The organism is Enterobacter cloacae complex sp. P2B (genome assembly GCF_014895985.1).
GTDB lineage: Bacteria > Pseudomonadota > Gammaproteobacteria > Enterobacterales > Enterobacteriaceae > Enterobacter > Enterobacter bugandensis.
In genome coordinates this window covers 82254-102432 of record NZ_JADBQQ010000003.1, presented here as the reverse complement: position 1 = coordinate 102432, position 20179 = coordinate 82254, and the positions used below count along the sequence as shown (strand labels likewise).

24 protein-coding genes are annotated in these 20179 nt (G+C 59.6%); 2 read left to right on the top strand and 22 right to left on the bottom strand.

Translation table 11 applies throughout. From position 1 onward, the window contains the following. The 19 genes from IM313_RS02425 to IM313_RS02335 form a co-directional block, all read right to left on the bottom strand. Nucleotides 1–1230, bottom strand: a complete 1230-nt coding sequence (locus IM313_RS02425; protein ID WP_192971953.1) for a beta-ketoacyl-ACP synthase — start codon at nucleotides 1228–1230, stop codon at nucleotides 1–3. Beyond that, the gene (locus IM313_RS02420) at nucleotides 1227–1958 is read right to left on the bottom strand and encodes a 3-ketoacyl-ACP reductase FabG2 (protein WP_028014712.1); all 732 of its coding nucleotides are present in this window, start codon (nucleotides 1956–1958) and stop codon (nucleotides 1227–1229) included. The genes IM313_RS02425 and IM313_RS02420 overlap by 4 nt, the downstream gene beginning before the upstream one ends. Further along, nucleotides 1955–2428: a 3-hydroxy-fatty acyl-ACP dehydratase gene (locus tag IM313_RS02415; protein ID WP_047362581.1), complete on the bottom strand. Its 474-nt coding sequence runs from the start codon at nucleotides 2426–2428 to the stop codon at nucleotides 1955–1957. The genes IM313_RS02420 and IM313_RS02415 overlap by 4 nt, the downstream gene beginning before the upstream one ends. Further along, nucleotides 2425–3594: a beta-ketoacyl-[acyl-carrier-protein] synthase family protein gene (locus IM313_RS02410; RefSeq protein WP_041911882.1), complete on the bottom strand. Its 1170-nt coding sequence runs from the start codon at nucleotides 3592–3594 to the stop codon at nucleotides 2425–2427. Before IM313_RS02410 ends, IM313_RS02415 begins: the two co-directional genes overlap by 4 nt. Nucleotide 3595: 1 nt before the next feature. Then, nucleotides 3596–4174 carry a DUF3261 domain-containing protein gene (locus tag IM313_RS02405; protein WP_192971952.1) on the bottom strand — a complete coding sequence of 193 codons (579 nt, stop codon included), beginning with the start codon at nucleotides 4172–4174 and terminating at the stop codon, nucleotides 3596–3598. Continuing rightward, nucleotides 4171–6495, bottom strand: coding sequence for an MMPL family transporter (locus IM313_RS02400; protein ID WP_192971951.1), 2325 nt, complete (start codon nucleotides 6493–6495; stop codon nucleotides 4171–4173). The genes IM313_RS02405 and IM313_RS02400 overlap by 4 nt, the downstream gene beginning before the upstream one ends. After that, nucleotides 6464–7069 carry an outer membrane lipoprotein carrier protein LolA gene (locus IM313_RS02395; RefSeq protein WP_192971950.1) on the bottom strand — a complete coding sequence of 202 codons (606 nt, stop codon included), beginning with the start codon at nucleotides 7067–7069 and terminating at the stop codon, nucleotides 6464–6466. Before IM313_RS02395 ends, IM313_RS02400 begins: the two co-directional genes overlap by 32 nt. Next, complete coding sequence (locus IM313_RS02390) at nucleotides 7066–7488, bottom strand: thioesterase family protein (RefSeq protein WP_028014706.1); 423 nt, start codon at nucleotides 7486–7488, stop codon at nucleotides 7066–7068. The genes IM313_RS02395 and IM313_RS02390 overlap by 4 nt, the downstream gene beginning before the upstream one ends. A 3-nt stretch (nucleotides 7489–7491) precedes the next feature. Next, nucleotides 7492–9183 carry a glycosyltransferase gene (locus IM313_RS02385; protein ID WP_045259381.1) on the bottom strand — a complete coding sequence of 564 codons (1692 nt, stop codon included), beginning with the start codon at nucleotides 9181–9183 and terminating at the stop codon, nucleotides 7492–7494. Then, complete coding sequence (locus tag IM313_RS02380; RefSeq protein WP_028014704.1) at nucleotides 9174–9527, bottom strand: hydroxymyristoyl-ACP dehydratase; 354 nt, start codon at nucleotides 9525–9527, stop codon at nucleotides 9174–9176. Before IM313_RS02380 ends, IM313_RS02385 begins: the two co-directional genes overlap by 10 nt. Then, nucleotides 9514–10875: an acyl-CoA synthetase gene (locus IM313_RS02375; protein ID WP_192971949.1), complete on the bottom strand. Its 1362-nt coding sequence runs from the start codon at nucleotides 10873–10875 to the stop codon at nucleotides 9514–9516. The genes IM313_RS02380 and IM313_RS02375 overlap by 14 nt, the downstream gene beginning before the upstream one ends. Further along, nucleotides 10868–11455 carry a hypothetical protein gene (locus IM313_RS02370; protein WP_048960816.1) on the bottom strand — a complete coding sequence of 196 codons (588 nt, stop codon included), beginning with the start codon at nucleotides 11453–11455 and terminating at the stop codon, nucleotides 10868–10870. The genes IM313_RS02375 and IM313_RS02370 overlap by 8 nt, the downstream gene beginning before the upstream one ends. 6 nt (nucleotides 11456–11461) lie before the next feature. Continuing rightward, nucleotides 11462–11713 carry an acyl carrier protein gene (locus IM313_RS02365; RefSeq protein ID WP_024908875.1) on the bottom strand — a complete coding sequence of 84 codons (252 nt, stop codon included), beginning with the start codon at nucleotides 11711–11713 and terminating at the stop codon, nucleotides 11462–11464. Nucleotides 11714–11723: 10 nt separating this feature from the next. Continuing rightward, nucleotides 11724–11981, bottom strand: coding sequence for a phosphopantetheine-binding protein (locus IM313_RS02360; protein WP_028014701.1), 258 nt, complete (start codon nucleotides 11979–11981; stop codon nucleotides 11724–11726). Then, complete coding sequence (locus IM313_RS02355; protein WP_192971948.1) at nucleotides 11962–12777, bottom strand: 1-acyl-sn-glycerol-3-phosphate acyltransferase; 816 nt, start codon at nucleotides 12775–12777, stop codon at nucleotides 11962–11964. The genes IM313_RS02360 and IM313_RS02355 overlap by 20 nt, the downstream gene beginning before the upstream one ends. Further along, the gene (locus IM313_RS02350; RefSeq protein ID WP_045259378.1) at nucleotides 12774–13496 is read right to left on the bottom strand and encodes a beta-ketoacyl synthase chain length factor; all 723 of its coding nucleotides are present in this window, start codon (nucleotides 13494–13496) and stop codon (nucleotides 12774–12776) included. Before IM313_RS02350 ends, IM313_RS02355 begins: the two co-directional genes overlap by 4 nt. 47 nt (nucleotides 13497–13543) lie before the next feature. Beyond that, nucleotides 13544–14608: a class I SAM-dependent methyltransferase gene (locus IM313_RS02345; RefSeq protein WP_048998999.1), complete on the bottom strand. Its 1065-nt coding sequence runs from the start codon at nucleotides 14606–14608 to the stop codon at nucleotides 13544–13546. 68 nt (nucleotides 14609–14676) lie between these two features. Then, a complete protein-coding gene (locus tag IM313_RS02340) occupies nucleotides 14677–15066 on the bottom strand; it encodes a hypothetical protein (protein WP_028014697.1) in 390 nt (129 codons plus the stop codon). A 320-nt stretch (nucleotides 15067–15386) separates the two neighbouring features. Then, on the bottom strand, nucleotides 15387–16436 hold the full coding sequence (locus IM313_RS02335) for an AI-2E family transporter (RefSeq protein WP_041911893.1): 1050 nt from the start codon (nucleotides 16434–16436) through the stop codon (nucleotides 15387–15389). A gap of 145 nt (nucleotides 16437–16581) precedes the next feature. On the opposite strand from IM313_RS02335, the gene IM313_RS02330 reads away from it, so the two are divergent. Continuing rightward, the gene (locus IM313_RS02330; RefSeq protein ID WP_041911894.1) at nucleotides 16582–17799 is read left to right on the top strand and encodes an MFS transporter; all 1218 of its coding nucleotides are present in this window, start codon (nucleotides 16582–16584) and stop codon (nucleotides 17797–17799) included. 4 nt (nucleotides 17800–17803) lie between these two features. Here IM313_RS02330 and IM313_RS02325 read toward each other — a convergent pair whose 3' ends face one another. Continuing rightward, nucleotides 17804–18361, bottom strand: a complete 558-nt coding sequence (locus tag IM313_RS02325; RefSeq protein ID WP_028014694.1) for a DcrB family lipoprotein — start codon at nucleotides 18359–18361, stop codon at nucleotides 17804–17806. 72 nt (nucleotides 18362–18433) lie between these two features. Next, nucleotides 18434–19099: a 7-cyano-7-deazaguanine/7-aminomethyl-7-deazaguanine transporter gene (locus tag IM313_RS02320; protein WP_028014693.1), complete on the bottom strand. Its 666-nt coding sequence runs from the start codon at nucleotides 19097–19099 to the stop codon at nucleotides 18434–18436. 167 nt (nucleotides 19100–19266) lie between these two features. Here IM313_RS02320 and tusA point away from each other — a divergent pair, with 167 nt between their 5' ends. Then, nucleotides 19267–19509 carry a sulfurtransferase TusA gene (tusA, locus tag IM313_RS02315; RefSeq protein ID WP_008503071.1) on the top strand — a complete coding sequence of 81 codons (243 nt, stop codon included), beginning with the start codon at nucleotides 19267–19269 and terminating at the stop codon, nucleotides 19507–19509. Between the two features lie 52 nt (nucleotides 19510–19561). Here the strand turns inward: tusA and yhgN are convergent, their stop codons facing one another. Then, entirely contained in the window at nucleotides 19562–20155 is a 594-nt protein-coding gene (yhgN, locus tag IM313_RS02310) for an NAAT family transporter YhgN (protein WP_003861574.1), read from the bottom strand. Between the last annotated feature and the right edge of the window lie 24 nt (nucleotides 20156–20179).

Below are 20179 nucleotides of genomic sequence, written 5' to 3'. Positions count from 1 at the left end.
TTACGCCCAGCGTTTAATGATAATCGAGGTATTGATGCCGCCAAACGCGAAGTTATTGCTCTGCAGATACTCGCAGTCAATCTGACGGGCTTCTCCCATAATATAATCTAAAGCCCCGCATTGCTCATCCGGCTGCGTTAAATTGAGCGTCGGGGCAAACCAGCCTTCGCGCATCATCTGCAGGCTCATCCACGCTTCCAGCGCGCCGCAGGCCCCCAGCGTGTGGCCAAAATAGCTCTTCAGCGAGGAAACCGGCACGCTGTCACCGTAGATGGCGGCCGTGGCCTGGCTTTCGGCGATATCGCCGCGGTCGGTGGCGGTACCGTGCGTGGAGATATACCCCATATCCCGGGCGCTTAACCCCGCCATCGCCAGCGACTGCTCCATGCAAATCTGCATGGTGTCACGCTGCGGCTGGGTGATATGGGCCGCGTCACAGTTGGTGGCAAAGCCCACGATCTCACCGTAGATGGTGGCCCCGCGCGCTCTGGCGTGCTCCAGCTCCTCCAGAATCAGGGTGCCTGCGCCTTCCCCAATCACCAGACCATCGCGCTGCGTATCGAACGGCGAGGGGGTGGTTTTGGGTTCGTCGTTGCGCTGGCTGGTGGCAAACAGCGTGTCAAACACCGCCGCTTCAGACGGACAAAGCTCTTCCGCGCCCCCCGCGACCATCACGGTCTGATACCCGTGGCGAATTGCCTCCCAGGCGTAGCCAATCGCCTGGCTGCCGGAGGTACAGGCGCTCGACGTTGGGATCACGCGGCCACGTAGTCCAAAGAACAGGCCGGTATTCACCGCGGTGGTGTGCGGCATCATCTGGACGTAGGTTGTCCCGGTGATGTTATTGGTGTGCTTTTCGGTAAGCATGGTCGCGAATTCGCTGACCGGGCCGGTGCTGCCTGTCGAAGAACCGTAGGCAATGCCGGTTTGCCCGTTGGTGAGCACCGCTTCGCCAATCAGCCCCGCCTGCTCCAGCGCCAGCTCGGTGGCGCGGGTCGACATCAGCGACACGCGGCCCATGGCGCGAATACGCTTGCGGGTATAGTGTTCCGGCAGCGTGAAATCGTCGATCGGCGCGCCCAGCATGGTGTGCAGGCCATCATAAACCTGCCATTCCGGCATTTTACGCACGGCGTTTTCATACGCCAGCAGCCGGCTGGAAACGGACTGCCAGTTCTCGCCAAAGGCGGTGACGCCGCCCATGCCCGTAATCACCACGCGACGCGTCATAGCATTCCTCCGTTAATCGAAATGACCTGGCGGGTGACGTAGCCCGCGATATCCGACATCAGATAGCTTGCCAGCCCGGCGACCTCCTCAGCCTGGCCCATACGTTTCATTGGGATGATGGACATCGCTTCCTTCAGCGCGGCCTCCTCCATCTCAATCATGCCGGTATCAATCAGCCCTGGCGCAATGCAGTTCACGGTGATTTTGCGTTTTGCCAGCTCGATTGCCAGCGCTTTGGTGGCGCCGATAATGCCCGCTTTGGCCGCGCTGTAGTTCACCTGGCCGCGGTTGCCCATCACGCCGGAGACGGAGGATAAGGTAATAATGCGCCCGCCCTGACGGGTGCCGATCATGGGCATAATGCAGGGGTGTATGACGTTATAAAAGCTGTCGAGATTGGTGTGGATCACGCTGTCCCAGTCGTCTTCACTCAGTGCCGGAAAGGCGCCATCGCGGGTAATTCCGGCGTTGCTGACCACGCCATACCATGCGCCATGGGCATCAATTTCCTGCTCAAGCACTTCACGGCACTGCTCGCGGTTGCCTACGTCAAACGAGAGTAAACGGCCGCTGCCGCCCGCCTGCGTGATGGCGTCCAGCGTCTCCTGCGCGCCTGCGGCATCACGATGGTAATGCACGCCGACGGTAAACCCGTCAGCGGCAAGCTGGCGGGCGATGGCGCGACCAATGCCTTTGCTGGCCCCTGTGACCAGTACGGAACGACTCATGCGTGGGATCCCTGATTAAAAAGCGATGTTAATTCTTCTGCACTCGGCTGGAAGGTATTGACCCGGCCCGTGGCCAGCGTCTCTTCACCTGCGCAAATCGTGCATTCAAAACTGCCGAAGCGTTCGTCCTGCATCAGCAGCTTAACGGTAATGTCCAGCGTTAAGCCTTTGGCGAAACGCCCGCTGGCGCAGACCAGCTCGCGCGCACCGAGCACCATGCCCAGCGCGATATGTTCCTGCCCCTGCTGCTGACGATGCCAGCCCGACCAGACGCCAACGGTCTGCGCCATTAGCTCGAGCGCGTACCAGCCCGGCAGGTCGCCATCGGCATTGAGAAACGGCGCCAGCACGCTTTGCCTGTCAACCGCCACGCGGCAGACCGCCATGTCATCCGTCACATTTTCAACGGACCCCAGCAGCATCATGGGCGCATCGTGCGGCAAATAGGCTTCGGGTGATAGATAGCTCATGACGCTCTCCCCAGCAGAATGCTGGCGTTATTGCCGCCAAACGCGAACGAGTTAGACAAAATCACCGGCTTTTTCAGGGCGGTGCTCTGGTGCAGCAGGCCGCACGGCGCCAGCGTCTCGTCCGGAGCGTAGCGGGAAAAATCCTGCGGCGGCAAGGGCAGATCGCGCGTCAGGATAAGCCAGCTCAAAGCCGCTTCGGTAATGCCGGCAGCGCCCAGCGTGTGGCCGGTAAGGTGTTTGGTTGAACTGCACGGCACGCTTTCTCCGAAGAGATCGTGAACCACCTGTGATTCAATCTGATCGTTGAGCGGCGTGGCCGTGCCGTGCAGGTTGATGTAGCCGATGTCGTCCGGCTGCATGCCCGCTTCGCTGAGCGCCTGAGTGATAGCCCTTATCGCCCCGTCGCCCTGCGGATGCGGGGCGGAAATATGGTACGCATCGCTGGATTCGCCCGTGCCGAGCAGCGCCACGTCCGCGGGCTCCCGGCTTAATACCATCAGCGCCGCCGCTTCACCGATGGTGATCCCCCGGCGGTCCCGGCCAAACGGCTCGCAGAGCGTGGGGGAGAAGGATTCAAGACTGTTAAAGCCGTTCACGGGCATCCGGCTCAGGGTGTCTGCTCCGCCGACAATGGCGATATCCACCAGCCCGGCTTCGATCAGGCGTTTGCCGCCGATCATCGCCCGCGCGCTGGAGGAGCAGGCGGTGGAGATCGTATAGGCCGGGCCTTCAAGCTGCAGCCAGTTGGCGAGAAAGCGGGAAGGATCGCCCAGCTCCTGCTGCGGATACTGCCAGCGCGTGCTGGTCTCGCCGTCGGTCATGAGACGCACGTGCTCATCGCCTTCATCCAGCCCGGAGGTGCTGGTTCCCAGCACCACGGCCACGCGGTCGCGACCAACGCGGGCGATGGCCTCGTCAACGGCGGGCTGAATCTGCGCCAGCGCGGCCAGCAGCAGCTGGTTGTTGCGGGTGCGGTGTGCAGAGAAGGTGTCCGGGATGAGCGGCAGTTCGCCTTCCACCCCGCCCAGTACCGCTTCGGGCATTCCCTGCAGCCAGCCGGTCCGGGCGTGCATGCCCGGCGCCACGCCCGCAGCCAGGTTGGCGGCAATTTCATCAGGCGAGTTGCCCAGCGCGTTGACCATGCCAACAGCGGATATATAAATCATCTCAGTCACCCAGATATTGAATGGTGATGTGGTATTTGAATACGTGTTGCTCGATGCTGATCGGCTCGCGCTTGCCTTTGCGCTGGAGGTAGACAATCTCCGTCACCAGCTTGCCGCTGGCGTTGCGCAGCTCGCGCCGATCGCCATTGTCCGTTAACGTCCAGCCCTTCGGCAACTGCGGCTGCCAGGCGCTAATCGGCCAGTGGCTGAGCATTACGTCGGCCAGCACCTGGCTGGCGGGCGGCAGCTGCGGCACGACGATAGTCTGCTCGGTATGAATACCGCTCTCGTCGTACGTTGCCAGGAACAGGCGAATGCCCACGGAAGAGAGGCCGGCCAGCGTGACCTTATGCGCATCCGCGTTGAGCATCACCAGCAGGGACTGCGTTTGCCCGTTAAAGCTGCCGGTCAGCAGCTGCTGGGAGCTTACTGCCGGGCTGATGCCGGGCGGCGGCAGAGTGACTTTGGTGCCAGGCTGAAGCCAGGCCTGAGGCCGCGTCTCTTTGGTATCGGTCGAATGGCTGCAGCCTGCCAGCAGCAGCGCCGCGGCCAGCGCGACGGCGCGATAAACAGCGTTCATTTACGTTTTCTCTCTTTCTTATCCGGCATCGCCAGCGGTGCCAGCAGGAAGGCGGTGAAAATACCGCTCACCAGCACAATACCAAAGCTGCTGATAGCCTGGGTGGCGCTGAAGACGAGCATGCCCAGCGTCAGCAGGGTGGCCATCATGGCCAGGGTAATCGCCAGCATCGAAGTCAGCGGCGTACCGCGCGGGTTGCTGAAGAACAGCGTGTAGTTAATGCCAATGCCGAGCACCAGTACCAGCGCCAGCAGTGAAAACAGATTTACCGGGTGGCCCGTTGCGGCCAGCGCGGCCAGCCCGCAGCTTAGCGACAGTGCGGACGGCACCAGGCTTATCAGCCCTTTGCGCCAGCCGAGGCGCAGTATCGCCCCGCAGGCTATCACCGCCAGCGCCGCAAACAGTAGCCCCGTCAGCAGCGTGCGGTAGAGGGCAAACAGGCTGTCAAAGCTGGCCTTGCGGTCCACCCAGACGACGCCGTCATAGCGCGCGGCCAGCTCACCGAGAGCCGCGCTGTTTTTTGCGCCGTCCACCGGCACGAGCACGCCGCTTTCCCCGCCCGGCAGTGTCAGCCAGAGCAGACGCCAGCCCTCGCTGGCCGGACTTTCAAGCCACGCGTCCACGCTGACCGGCATGGCGTCCAGATTGGGGGAAACGGCGTTGAGCCCTGCGCTTTTCAGCACGTTCGTCACCGCAGGCGCGGCGTCCCGCAGCAGCGCAAGGTCGCTTTTCTGGCGGGCCAGCGAGTTCAGCGGCAGGGTGCGCCAACGGGTGAGATCCCCCGCCTTTTGCGCCTCGGCCAGCGCGGGAGTAAAGGCTTCCAGCCGCTCCAGCGTTTGCTGGGGCGAAGCGCCATGCACCACAAACCATTTCTGATCGACGCTTTGGCCGGTCAGGGCGGTAATGGTTTTCTCCTGCGCCAGAATATCTTTCGGCAGCGCCTGCAGCTGGGCGATGTCGTCGTCCACCTTCAGGGTGCTCATTCCCACGGCGGAGAGCAGCGCCAGCGCGACGGGCAGACCAACGGACAGTTTTTTACTGCGTCGCCAGGCGGCCAGCCAGCGCAACATCAGGACCATAAAGGGAACCGGGCGCACCGGCAAACCCCGGCACAGCCACGGATGCCAGAAAATCACCGTCAGGCAGGAGGCGCTCAGCCCCGTCGCGGCAAATACCGCCATCTGGCGGATCCCGGGGAAGGGGGCCAGCATCATAATCAGGTAGGCGGCGACGGTCGTCAGCAGCGCCAGCAGCAGCGCATTGCGCACTTTGGCCAGGCTTTGCCAGGGAGAGAGCTCCGCGCCGTGCACCATCCGTTCGGTCAGGTAGTAAAGCGTATAGTCGGCCGAAATACCGATGATGCTCATGCTCATCACCAGCGTCATCAGGTGCAGTTCGCCAAAGAGCAGCAGCGTCACCACCGTGCCCGCCAGCGCGCCGATGGCAATGGAGAGCACGCTCAGCAGCAGCGGGCGCAGAGAGCGGAACACCGCCACGATCAGCAGGAACACCCCAAGTAGGGTGGCGATGCCCAGCGTTGAGACGTCGCGTTTAGCCTGCTGGCTGGCATAATCGCTGTAGAACACCGTCCCGCGCGAAAGCAGCTGCGCCTGCGGGTAACGCGCTTTCAGCGTCTGTTGCAGCGCATTAAGCGTCGTCACGAGCCGGTGGGTCTGCTGCATATCAAATGATGAGCCCGCCAGTTCGCCGTGCAGCAGATACCAGTAGTTTCCCGCTTCATCTTGCGTGACCAGCCAGCCGTCCATCAGCCGCAGCTTCTGGCCGTTTTGCGCCAGGGCGAGCTGCGAGCCGCGCATCAGCATCAGCGGATCGTTTTGCAGCTCTTTACCGCTGACGCCGGAGAAGGCGGAGTAGAGCTGGGATAAAATCCACTGCGCCTGCGCTTCTCCGCCGTTTTGCAGGCGGGCGCGGGTGGCCGGATCAATCAGCCCGTTGCGGTGCTGCCAGAAGAATTCTCCCCAGGCCTTTTGCCCGGCGGCGTCCATCGGGCCTTTGACCTCGCTGAGCGCGTCGCTGCCGTGCAGCAGTTCAAGCCACTGCTGCGCCACGCGCGGATCGGGTTCTTTGCCGGGGCTGACCAGCCAGACCAGCTGGCGGTCGAGACGCTGCATAAACCCGTCGTTGAGCGCCGGAGGGATCGCCCCCAGCGTCTGCTTCGGCAGCATGGCCAGCACGCTGCTGTTCAGCCGCGCGCCGGGCAGCAGCGACAGCAGCACGCCCAGCATAACCAGACATACCGTGGCCCACAGCAGCGCCGGGCGCAGGGATTTACGGTGCGGCAAAGCGTTGGCGTTCGTCATCGGTCAGGCTGGCGGGCGTCAATTGGTGGTTTGAAAGGGCGATATCGGTACGGTCGCCCTGCCTGTCGTTCAGGCGGATCGTCTCAAGATAGGTCGCGCCGCCCAGATCGAGGGTGGCGAAAATCTTGTCCAGCGGCGTCGTTTTTGGGGTAAGCACCAGCGACCAGCGGCCCGCGCCCAGGTCTTTAAAATCGATGCGGAAGTTCTCTTCCAGCACCTTGCGGTCGGCCTGGAACAGGGCCCGCAGCAGGTGGTTGAACTGGAACATCTGCGGATTATTGTCGGCGGTGATGGTCTGCGGCGGCTGGCCGTTGATCGCCTGTACCATCCGCTTGTCGTCCAGCAGCAGCGTCATCGGAAACGGCGCTTTTTGATCCCACAGCAGGCCGCTGTCGCGGGCGATCAGCATCTCGCCCTGCGAGCGCAGCGGCTGCGGCATATCTTTTATCGTGCGGACCTGTTCGAAGTGCGCGCGCACCACGGACTGCTCGGTGAAACGCTGCTGCAGTTCATCCAGCGTCACGGCGCTGACCAGCGGGCTGACGAGCAGCGTCAGCAAAGGCAACCATTTCATGGCGTGACTCCCATACGTTCAAACAGTACTGCCGGACTGACAAAGCACATTTCGCGGGTGGCTTCTTCTACCGCTACCTGGATGGTGTAGCCGGTGGTGGTGCGTTTGCCGGTTTGCGCATCGAAAATTTGATAGGCAATGCGCAGGCGGTTTTCATACTCTTCAATCTGCGCGCGAACGCGAATACGCTGCTCAAAGGTCACCGCATCGCGGTATTTCACCCGCGTGTCGACAACGGGCCAGACGTAGCCGGAGGCTTTCATCTGGCGATAGCCATAGTCAAACTGATTGAGCAGCGCCTCGCGGGCGATCTCAAAGTAGCGGAAATAGTTGCCGTGCCAGACCACGCCCATCATATCGACGTCGTGGAACGGAACGGTGATCTCAACTTCAGTCGTAAAGCGGGGATCGGTCAGCACCCTTTACTCCTTCTCTCTGGACTCTGGCAGATGCCAGAAATCGAAAAAATTAAACCAGTCGAGCGGCGACATCAGGGCGTAATGCTCCAGCCGCTGCGCGTAGCGATCGACGGTAGCCTGCAGCGCCTGCTGGCGTTCCCCGCGCGGCAGGATCAGCGGGTCGGCAAACGGCTCGCTGTGCAGGACGAGCTTACCCTGCTGGCGCAGGGCGAAAATCAACACCACCGGACAGCGCAGGATGGAGGCCAGGATAAACGGCCCCTGAGGGAACGGTGCGGGCTGGCCCATAAACTGGCTCCAGATCACCCGCCACTCGCCGCCACGCTGCGGGTTGACGGCGATGCGATCGCCCACGATCGCAACCCATTCTCCGCGCTCAAGCTTCTCTTTGATGGCAATGGCGGTGTCCGGGCCGATGTCGGTGACCGACATCAAATTCACGCCGGCCTGGGGCGCCATTTCGCTCATAATTTGCTTAAAGCGCCGGGCGTTCTCGCTGAAGACCAGGGCGTTGATGGTTTTGCTGCCGTCCAGCTGGGCCAGCGCCCGGCAGGCTTCTACGTCGCCAAGATGCGAGGCCAGCAGCAGCTTGCCCTGCGGCGCCGCGATATTAAGCGTTTCGCTCGCGCCGGGAGCAAAGACCACGTCGCGCTTAAACTTCAGCTCGCCGCGCCAGCTGGCGACTTTGTCCAGCATCGCGTTGCCGAAGCGCATGAAATGGAAAAAGCTGTTGAGACGTGCTGGAACAGGCATGTTCCGCTGCATCAGCACCTGCTTCACGCGTGCAATCCACTGCCGCGAAGCCTGCCGCGCCGGACGCGCGATCAGCCAGTAGACGCCGATCACCGGCCACAGCAGCACGGTAAACGCCCGCCGCCCCAGCAGCTGCCAGACGCGGAGCATCAGGCGCATGCCCCACAGGCCTTTAACCTCGTCCTGCTGCGCCCAGTGCTGGCCGCGTCGACGGAAGAGCAGGCCGGGAATGCGCGGAAGCATGCCGAAGAACAGCCGGGTATGCATCAGGGAGATCCGCACGTTATCTTTCAACGCGTCGAAGTGGGACAACCCGTCCTGCGGATAGGTCACGCGGGTGGGCAGAAAGACGCTGGTGTTGCCCTGCCAGTAGAGACGGACCATCACTTCGGTATCAAAGTCCATCCGTTTACCGAGCGTTTCACGCGCGGCGAGCCGCAGCGTGGGCGAGACCGGGTAGACCCGAAAGCCGCACATACTGTCTTTAAGCTGCAGGGATAAGGTCTCAATCCATACCCAGACGTGGGTGACCCAGCGCCCGTAGAGCCGCGAGCGCGGGATAGAATCATCGTAAACGGGCTGGCCGGAAATCAGCGCGTCCGGGTGGCGCTCCGCCAGCGCCAGCATTTTGGGAATATCTTCGATGGCGTGCTGGCCGTCCGCGTCCACCTGCAGGGCGTGGGTATAGCCCGCACGCGCGCACTCCTCCAGCCCCCTGATGACCGCGGCACCTTTGCCGGCGTTTTGCGCCAGACGGACCAGCGTCATCTGCGGCTGTTCCGCCGCCAGCCGCTCAAGCTCCTGGCGGGTGGCGGCTTCGCTGCCGTCATCCACCACCAGGCACGGCAGGCCAAACGGCGAGAGGCGCGACAGCACGCTGGCCATCGTGGCGCCGTGGTTGTAGCACGGGATCAGCACGCAGGGGCGGAAGGTTACTGACATAGACGAATTTTCCCGCTGCTGGCGGTATGGCGTTCAGCCCCGTCATGACGCAGGTAGCTGAAGGTCAGCAGTTTGCGTCCGGCATGCCACTCAAGCACCAGCGTCACCGTGGTTTCCGGCAGCAGAGGCGCCTGGAACTTCACGTTTTGAATGCTGTGAAAGCGGTAGCCCGGTGCCAGTAAGGTCGTTGCGTAGTGCATCACCCAGTCAAGCTGCGCAACGCCGGGCAGCAGCGGCTGTACGGCAAAATGGCCCTGAAACCAGAACAGAGAGGCGTCGAGATGCAACACGATCTCCAGCTTCTCCGGTTGTGCCTGATGGCGCTCGATTTCATGAATTTTCATGAAATAACTCCTCTAACTGCGCATAGACACGCTTGTTCATACTGTTTACCGGCAACTCATCGACAATGCGCCAGTAGCGTGGAACGGCGACCGGCTCAAGCCACGGCAGCAGGGCGCGTCGCCAGGCGAACTCCTGCGCTTTTTTATCCTGCAGATGCCAGCGCTGACGAACCGCCTCATCCAGCACCAGCAGGACGCCAATCCCCTGACGGCCCCCGCGCGTAACCGGCAGCGCAGCCGCCTCGCAAACGCCGTCGAGCTCCAGCAGGCGACGCTCAATCTCGTTAAGCGAGATGCGCTTTTCTTCAATTTTGACCACCCGCCCGCGACGACCGGCGATGCTGAAAAGCCCCGCACTGTCGAAGTGGAGGATATCGTCCAGCTGGAGTCCTTCAGCCTCATGGATAAGCGGCGAAGTGACGCGGCAGGCGTCATCTTCCTGATGGAAGTTTACGCCGGGGAAGGGTAGCCACGGCAGGTTATCTTCCACGCGATGGCGCCAGGCGAGGATCCCGGTTTCGGTGCTGCCATAAATTTCGTCCGGCCAGATGTTAAGCCAGCCAACCGTGGTGGAGACGTCACGCCAGGGCAGCATTCCGCCCGCGGAAATCAGCATCCTGATGGGCGGCGCGGCCAGTTCGGTATCCAGGCGCTTCAGGAACGCCGGGCTGCTGATGAACAGGTAATGCCGGTCATGAGGAAGGGCGACCAGCTGCTCTGCGTAGTAGAGCATCGCGGCATGCAGCGGCAGGCCCATCGCCATCGGCAGTACGATGCGAAATGTCAGGCCATAGAGATGTTGCGGGACGACGGAGGCCACAACGCTACAGCCAGCCAGGCGTTCGCCGAAGCGGTCAGCCAGCAGGCGGGCTTCGCGATCCAGGCTGACGATGTGCTTAACCACCCGGCGCGGCGTTCCCGTGGAGCCGGAGGTGAACAGCTCGACGAAGCGGTTTTCGTTAATCTCCGGCAGGGGTACCCAGCGGGCGATCGTCTGGTGGCGGGAGGCTACCACAATCAGCTGCCCGTCAATATCGAGGGACCGATCGCTCAGGACGCCGCTAAACAGCGGCTGCTGCTCCTCAAGCAGCGAAACGCGGCTATGGCCGGGAATGACCGGCGTTTTATCGGCATGCAGCGAGGCCAGCAGCGCAACAATAAACAGGTAGCTGTTTTCAAAGCACAGCGCCCAGCGCTCGCCTTCCTGCTGACGCAGGGTGTCGACCAGTAACGTCACGTCGTGGCGCAGCTGGCCCAGCGTCCAGGTACGATCGTCGAGCCAGGCGACGGGCGTGTCGTCAGGGCGGGGCGCGTTTAACCACTGGCCCAGCGGAAGGGGGTTAGTCATTCTGCATCTCTTTTTTTATCACCCGCTGGCGCACCAGCCACTCTGCCGCCATCAGCGTCCCCATCAGGATGTAAGCCACCATACCGTTCCACAGCGTCCACAGGTGCATGTCGCCGTGCAGGACGGTATACAGCGCCATCGCCCCGTTGCCGATGAAAAATCCGCACCAGACGAGGGTCACCCTGCGGGTATAGCGCACGCCCTCCGGCGGCAAATTTGGCTCTCGCAGGCGCGCCAGGCGTTCGACCAGCGGCATCGCTGTCCAGAGCGAACCGCCGAACACGGCGAGCATTACAAGATTAACGACCACAGGGTAGAACAGCAGCCACTGGTGGGTTTTCAGCAGGTAGCTTGCCGCGCAGAGCGCGATCCCCGCCAGCGCCACGCACTGCACCACATACCGCATCGGGCCGGTGTTACGCCGCGCCTGACGCAGCCGCAGCAGCAACAGCAGCGCCATCACCGGCAGCAGCCACGGCAGGCTGTTATGCGTCAGCCCAAATCCAATCAGGAAGGGCCACGCCAGCAGCATCAGCCCCGTCAGAAGTGGGATGACCGGGAACGTCCGTCCACCACGCACGGTGTCTTACTCTTCGCGCAGCAGCTGTTCGACGGCGTCTACCACATCCTGAACGGTACGAACCGATTTGAAGGTTTCCGGCTTGATTTTCTTACCGGTTTTCTTCTGCAGATGGACAATCATGTCCACCGCGTCAATGCTGTCCAGCTCCAGATCTTCGTAAAGACGGGCTTCGGGCGTAATGTCCTGCGGGTCGATTTCAAAGAGTTTGGTCAGAAGGCCGCAGACTTCCTGATAAATGGTTTCTTGTTCGGTCATAGTTCACATCTCAGGCGCGTTGGGCGTGGATAAAGGACGCCAGGGTGGCGACGGAAAAGAAGTGCTGGCGCATCTCTTCGCTTTCGGCAGAAAGCACCACGCCATACTGGTTTTTCACCGCCAGACCCAGCTCCAGCGCGTCGATAGAGTCGAGACCCAGCCCGTCGCCAAACAGCGCGGCATCGGTATCAATATCCTCTGCGGTAAGCTCGTCCAGATTCAGCGTGGTGATAATGAGATTCTTAATTTCAAGATAAAGCGCTTGCATCATTAATTCCTGACAAAGATTGAAGGCCTGATGTTAATCGATGCTGCAGGTGCCGGTTTAACTGCCTTGCCGCCAGTGCCGGTTCTTGTTGCCTTGCATCGTAAAATTCGTCGATGTTCACGCGATCGCGCACATCGACGGTAAAGACAGGTTTTGCGGGCGGTACATCATACCAGCGGCTTTTTTTATCCAGCAGGTGCTCGCTGCAGTGGATGAGTACGATCCGCAGATCGCTGCCGCAGCGCACGGCGATATTTGCCGCGCCACGCTGGAGGGACATCGCCTCACCTGGGCGGGTACGCGTCCCTTCCGGGAAGATTAACAGCGTGTCGCCCTGGGCCAGACGCTGCTGGCTGGCGGTGAGCAGGGGCTCGGCTTCGCTGTTAATCAGATAATCTGCCGCGCGGATAACGCCGCTGACAAACGGATTGCGCAGCAGCGCGCTTTTCACCAGACAGTCGGTTTCGGGCATTACCGACGCCAGAATCACGTAGTCAATTAACGTAGGGTGGTTAGCCACCACCAGGCAGCCCCGATCGCCGCGCAGAGCATCAAGATTGTGGATGCGATAGTCCAGCACCCCGGTGCCGCGGGCAACGGTTAAGAAGAAGCGGAAGCTGGCCGCGATGCTGCGGCGCGCCAGGCGACGGCGTTTGGCGCGATCGCGCTGGGCAATCAGCAGCAGGTTGAACCAGACCAGCGACAACAGCAGCCCGCCCGCGCCAAACAGCACGAAGCAGAATCCGGTCATGACCAGACGCCATAGCCAGTTGATCCGGGCGGTCAGGCGGTTCATTGGCGCGCCCACTGCCACAGCAAACGTTCGCCGGGCACCACAAACTGCCGTTCCTCGCGGAGATAGCGTTGCAGGAACATCAGGCTTTGCGGCAGGGCGGCTTCCTCGCCCGTGCTGCCGCTGCGGGTTTCGCACTGCCATTCGCTGCCGGCTTCAACCACCAGCGCCACCGCGTACGGCCAGGTAGGCATCTGCGGCGGTAACGCCGGATGGTAAAATTCCGGCAGCGCGCCGTCAAAATCCACCAGCAGGACGCGGGAGTAGCCCGCATGCAGCAGGCTCAGCACTTCACACAGGGCCTGCTGGAAGGTGTCCAGCCCGGCGGAAATGGATGATGAGACAACAGGCTGACGAGCGGCGATCGTGAGATTGCCCACCGCGGAATTGTGCACGGACATGGCGAAGTCGGTAGGCGAGACGGCCTGCCCGGTCGCCAGCGTATGCAGAATACGGTAATTGCGCTCCAGCTCGCCGTGGCGGCTGGAATAGACGACGGCGTCTATGGCGTGGCTTTGCAGCATGGCAAGACCAATATCCACCGCCAGCTTACTGCCTGAGTTAAGGCGGCGCGCGGTCATCATGGGTAACGCGGTCAGGCGGGGTAGAGGAGCCGTCGGGTCGATGGTCGACTGCAGGCGCGACCACGCCTGCCACTCTGCGGCATCGCTTAGTCCTGGCGCTCTTGCCTGCCAGTCAATAATGTTCAGTGAAAATTTCATCTACGCGCGTCCGCGGAATACCGTATTCAAAGGGCAGCCAGGCTGCGCTATTGTTCACGTTTGGTGCAAATTAACAGGGTATGACCTACCCCAAGGTTATCCAGCCGCTGTGCTATGCTGAAGCCCGCCCTTTCCAGGTAGTGATAAAACTTCTCTACGCTGTAAAACCGGCTATTGCCATTCGCCATACAGGTGAAATAGAGCGAGGTGGCATTCAGGCTGAAAGCCGCCGCTTCATATTTCTGGGCATCCCAGAAAAGCTCCATGATGCACAACCGTGCGCCAGGCTTCATGACCTCTGCGACGCGCGTCAGCATGGCGACAATCTGATCCGGAGAGAAACAGTCGAGGAACTGGCTCATCCACCAGACGTCGGCATCTCCCGGCAATGCCGACGGACTAAGCATATCGACAGCATGGAATCCAATACGATGAGAAAAACCTGCTTTTTCGATGTTTTCCTGCGCCAGCGCTATCTGCTGCGGGAGATCGAGGATCGTCACGGCAACATTGTCGTCATAGCGGCAGCAGCGTAACGACCATTTACCTGTATTTCCGCCCACATCGTACAATTTTGTCGGCGAGCTTGCGAATATATATGGCAACGCAGCGTCAAAAGCGGCGTCGGAATAGTAATGATCGAAGGCAAACCAGCTCTCTTTTGCCGGGGCAGGAAGCTGGGATAAAGCCGGATAGATGGTTGGCCAGTCGCCAAACACGGATAATCCAGTCGGTTTTTCTTTCTGCAGGGCATCGGCCAGATGAAATAACCCCTGGTAACAGACGTCCTGCGTGAAATCCATATTAACGCGGGTCATGGGATCGTGGAGTAAGAAATGGCCCACTTTCGCCAGGAAATAACGACCTTCTTTATAAGTAATTATCCGCCCGCTTAATCCCATGTCTAACAATACGCTGACGGCATAACTGCTCAGGGTACTGTTTTCGGTTATTTCGTCGAGGCTCGCCCCCTTATTACCCTGTTTATCGAGCCAGGCGAGAACGCCCGAGTTACGCAGACAAAGCGCGGTCTGAAATAACATCGGCGCAAAAGCGATGCGTTGCGCTTCGGTAATGGCATCCAGCGCGCTGAGCGTGTCCTTTTCGTACATTGTTGCGTAACCTTTCAGGGTAAGAAATGAGGTTATCGGGCCATGTCCGGCCCGACTTTAGAAAAATATTACAGCGCGGCACCCGCAGAAAGGTTCAGCTGAATATCATGGTCGAGGTTGTTCACCCAGCGGTTATAATTTTTGTGAATTTTACCGTCTGCCGCTTTCAGGTTCAGGCTGCTTTCGTAATTAATTGAATAACTTGTCGCAGAGTAGGGAATACGCACCTGGACCGAGTGATCGCGTGCCTGCAGACGGCCCTTAATCACGCCCGGGCCCGCTTCCGTCATGATCCAGTCACGCTTCTGGCCTGCTTTCAAAATGGCTGTTTTCACCTGATCGGCAGTATGACCCGCGCTCACGACAGAGTGAACCTGAGCGATAGGGGCGGTACGCGCACAGCCAGCCAGTGCGCCAACGAATACGGCGGCAGTGCACCATTTAACGAGCTTTTTCATCAACAACTCCATATCAATAATAACAATTAAAGGTAGTGTTTTTTACAAATAAGCATCACCAGGCTTAGGGATTAAGTCAGGTGTGTTTTTAATCAATATTAATGTTTACATTACGTCGTCGCTAAGGCGGGGTATAATATCACGCAAAATAATTAATCATTCCGTTTTTTTTAATTTGCATTAAGGGGGTGTTGCATTTAAGCGAAATCTGGGTGAGTTGATAAAAAACGGAAGAAATAAGCCTTAACGCAAATAAAAATACCGCGACGGTGAGCGTCGCGGTATTTGACGGTATAAACCCGTTTACACAGACAGATACGTTACCCCGGCAACCGGCTTTTCGGCCGCCCCGGCCCAAGCAGGATCGCCAGCTTGCTGCCCCCTTTGGTGGTTTCCATCCAGATTTTACATACGCTGGTCAGCGGGACCGACAGCAGCATGCCGACAGGGCCCAGCAGCCATCCCCAAATCAGCAAGGATAAAAACACCACCAGCGTCGACATGCCCAGCCGGTGCCCCATCATGCGCGGTTCAAGAATATTGCCCAGCACCATATGCACGACGAGGAACAGCGCTCCGACCAGCATACATTCGTAGAAACCGTTAAACAGAAACGCCTGAATCATCGGCGGCACGGCGGAAAGCACCGCGCCAATATTCGGCACGTAGTTCAGCAGAAACGCCAGCACCCCCCACATCAGCGCGAACTGAACATCCATCAGCATCAGCCCCAGCCAGACAATAATCCCGGTCCAGACGCTCAGCAGCGTTTTCAGCGCCAGATATTTGGAGACGCCCTTTAAGGCGCGGTGTAGGCCGGCAATGTGTATTTGCGGGTTATTTAAAGCAAAGCGCAGCTTATACGGAACATGGCGCACTTCGAACAGCATAAACACCACCGTCATGACCAGCAGCAGTATGCTGGCCATCGCGCCGGAAAGACCGGTCATCAGCGTGGTAGCGTAAGTCATGACCTTCTCGGAATCCATTCTGCGCAGCATCCGTTCTGGCGAAATATGCAGGTTAAGAAAGGGCATCATCTCCTGCAGCGCGACGATTTTACGCGTCAGCTCTTTATTGTACTGCGGCAACATGGTGGAGAATTCGCTCAGCGATGCCGCCAGTACGCCGAAGAGCGCCGTCAGGCCAATCAGCATCACGATAACCACGATGGTGATGGCCACCGGGCGGCTCACGCCCCGGCGTAAAAACCAGGTCACCAGCGGATTGAGGACAATGGCAAAAAAGAGCGCCAGCAGGAGCTGGACGATAATGTCAGCGGCAGCATGTATACCCGCAAGGATAACCACCAGACAGGCGAGTTTTAATAAGATGTGGAGTCCTGCTTTATCGGGCTGGGGAGCTAACATGCGCGTTCCTTAATAAGATGACCCGATAAGTGTAGTGCCTTAGGGCCGCTTCGTCTGGCACCGATAATCTGAAAGTCGGGGCTGATTTTCTTATTGCTCCGTGGTAATAGTGAAACACTGTTGCAAAAAATTCAGGTAGAACCCCATGCCAGAACCTGCCGCCGAACCGGCGCTGAGCGGATTGCGCCTCAATCTGCGCATTGTTTCCGTCGTTATCTTCAACTTTGCCAGCTATTTAACGATCGGCCTGCCGCTGGCGGTTCTGCCGGGCTACGTCCATGACGTGATGGGTTTTAGCGCGTTCTGGGCGGGGCTGGTCATCAGCCTGCAGTATTTCGCCACGCTCCTTAGCCGCCCGCACGCCGGGCGCTACGCCGACCTGTTCGGTCCCAAAAGCATTGTGGTAGTGGGATTGTGCGGCTGTTTCCTCAGTGGTCTGAGCTACCTGCTGGCTGCCGCTACCAGCCACTGGCCACTGGTCAGCCTGGCGCTGCTTTGCCTGGGCCGCGTCATTCTCGGGATTGGGCAAAGCCTGGCAGGAACCGGCTCGACGCTATGGGGTGTGGGGGTTGTCGGTGCACCACACATTGGCCGGGTTATCTCGTGGAACGGGATCGTCACCTACGGGGCGATGGCGCTCGGCGCGCCGCTTGGCGTGGCCTGTTACGCCTTTGGCGGTCTGTATGGACTGTCGCTGACCATTATAGCGGTCGCGCTTGTGGCGATACTGTTTGCGCTGCCGCGCCCGAAGGTGAAGGCCAGCAAGGGCAAGCCGCTGCCGTTTCGGGCCGTGCTGGGGCGCGTCTGGCCGTACGGCATGGCGCTGGCCCTGGCGACCACCGGCTTCGGCGTCATTGCGACCTTCATTACCCTGTTTTATGACGCCAAAGGCTGGGAGGGCGCGGCCTTTGCGTTAACCCTCTTCAGCGGTGCGTTTGTTGGCGCACGCCTGCTTTTCCCGAACGGTATCAACCGTCTGGGCGGGCTGAACGTGGCGATGATCTGCTTTACGGTAGAGATTGTCGGGCTGCTGTTAACCGGCATCGCCAGCGCGCCCTGGATGGCGAAAATTGGCGTCTTCCTGGCGGGAGCCGGTTTCTCGCTGGTCTTCCCGGCACTGGGCGTGGTGGCGGTTAAAGCGGTGCCGCAGCAGAACCAGGGGGCGGCGCTGGCGACCTATACGGTATTTATGGATATGTCTTTAGGCATAACCGGGCCGCTGGCGGGGCTGGTGATGGCCTGGGCGGGGGTACCGGTGATCTATCTTGCCGCGGCGGGTCTGGTGATAATTGCCCTGCTGCTGACGTGGCGGCTAAAAAAATGGCCCCCGGTGCAGGCACCGGAGGCCACGTCATCGTCGTGAAGGGTTACTGGATCACGATGGTGTTAATGATGTTTTCAGCAGCCGTCTGCGCTTTCTGCTGATCTTCCGCTGGCAGGGTGATCTGCAGGGTCAGCAGTTTGTTATCAACCTTGCCCAGCACCACAGAAGACCAGGCGGTCTGGCCTTTTGCGGAGATGATGCTGTCCAGCTGCTGCAGCTTATGGCCTTTCAGCTCGATGGATTTATTGGTCACGACCTGCAGCTGCGGGTCGCGGCCGCGCTGCTGATCTTCCAGACGTTTGGACAGGACGGCCAGGTCTTCGCTGGTGTCGTCGCCCACAATCACAATGACCGCTTTCTGGCCGGTTGCGTCGGAGTAAACGTGCATGTTATTCGCCTGGGTGCCCAGCTTGCCGCTCTGGTCAGTCATATCGGCTGGCAGAGAGAAACTGAGTTTGCCATCCATCAGATTCACCGGCTGACCGGTCGCGTTGCTTTCTGCGGATGCGCCCTGAGCAGGCGTTTTCGTGTCGCTGTTATCACAGGCTGCAAGACCCACAACCAGCAGGCCAATCCCGACATATTTAACCAGATTGCGCATTGACTTCTTCCTTTCGATAAACGGCCATAGCGGCTCATTCACCCATCTTATCACAACTGATAAAGCGAACCCTTAACCAGCCTGCAATGCCGTGATTTCAGATTTATCTGCCAGCCTTTTCAGCAGCATATTCAGCAGCACGCCGTACATCGGCAGGAAGAAAACAATGCTGATGAGCACCTTGAAGCAGTAGTCCACCAGCGCGATCTCCATCCAGTGCTCGGCCATAAAGGCATCCGGGCTGCGCCAGAAGGCGATGAAGAAGAAGGCCAGCGTATCGCTCACGTTGCCGAACAGCGTGGACGCGGTCGGCGCCATCCACCAGCGGTGATTCTGACGCAGGCGGTTAAACACGTGCACGTCGAGGATCTGCCCCAGCGCGTAGGCCATAAAGCTTGCCGCGGCGATACGGGCGACAAACAGGTTGAAGTGTGTCAGCGCCTCAAAGCCCTGCCAGCTTCCCATGTAAAACAGGGAGGAGATCACGTACGAGATGAACAGCGCCGGAAGCATGACCGCAAAGATAATGCGGCGTGCCAGCGGTGCGCCGAAGATACGCACGGTCAGATCGGTGGCGAGGAAAATAAACGGAAAGCTGAACGCGCCCCAGGTGGTATGAAAACCAAAAATGGAGATCGGGAGCTGCACCAGGTAGTTGCTGGAGGTGATCACCAGCAAATGGAAAAGCGAAAGCCAGAACAACGCTTTTACGCGCTGTGATTCAGAGAACTGCGTCATATTGTGACCTTTTTATACGTTGGGGTGAGGGAACCCAATAAAAACCGCAGCATGATACTGCTTTGGCTGGACTTTGCAATGGTTAGTTTTTGCGCAATCGTTAACCTGGTTTGCATTGCCCGCGCCGGGGCGTAAACTACTGCCGTTTTTATCTGACCGAGAAGATCATGACCGACCTGTTTTCCAGCCCAGACCACACCCTTGATGCCCAGGGCCTTCGCTGCCCGGAGCCGGTAATGATGGTACGTAAGACCGTGCGTAACATGCAGACCGGTGAAACGCTGCTGATTATTGCCGACGATCCGGCCACCACGCGCGATATTCCCGGTTTTTGTACCTTTATGGAGCATGAGCTGGTGGCGCAGCAGACCGAGGCGCTGCCGTACCGGTATTTGATTCGTAAGGGGTAGGTGGGTTGTCCTCTGCGGCCTGATGCCCTCTCCCACGGGGAGAGGGAGAAAGTCATCCTTTCATCCACGCCCGGATGCCGTCCAGGAACATCTGCGTCGCCATCATTACCAGAATCAGCCCCATCAGACGCTCCAGCGCGTTCACCCCTTTCTCACCCAGCAGGCGCAGGAACAGCGACGACTGCAGCAGGATAATAAACGTTCCGCCCCAGGCAATCAGCAGGGCAATGACCAGATGGCTCATCTGATTCGGATACTGATGCGACAGCAGCATCAGCGTCGCCAGAATGGTTGGCCCCGCGACGAGGGGAATCGCCAGCGGCACAATAAACGGCTCTTCGCCCGCGGGCAGGCCGCTGCTGCTGCCTTCGGCGCTCGGGAAGATCATCTTAATGGCAATCAGGAACAGAATAATCCCGCCGGAAATGGAGACCGTTTCGGCGCGCAGGTTCAGGAACGCGAGGATTTTTTCACCGGCAAACAGGAAGATAAACATCACCAGCAGGGCAATAAGCAGCTCGCGGATCATGATCGCCCGGCGGCGCTTCGGCTCGGTGTGCTTCAGCACCGACATGAAGATGGGCAGGTTGCCCAGTGGATCCATTATCAGGATCAATAAAACCGCTGCTGAAATGATTTCACTCATGTAAATTATCCCTGAAACTCTCTA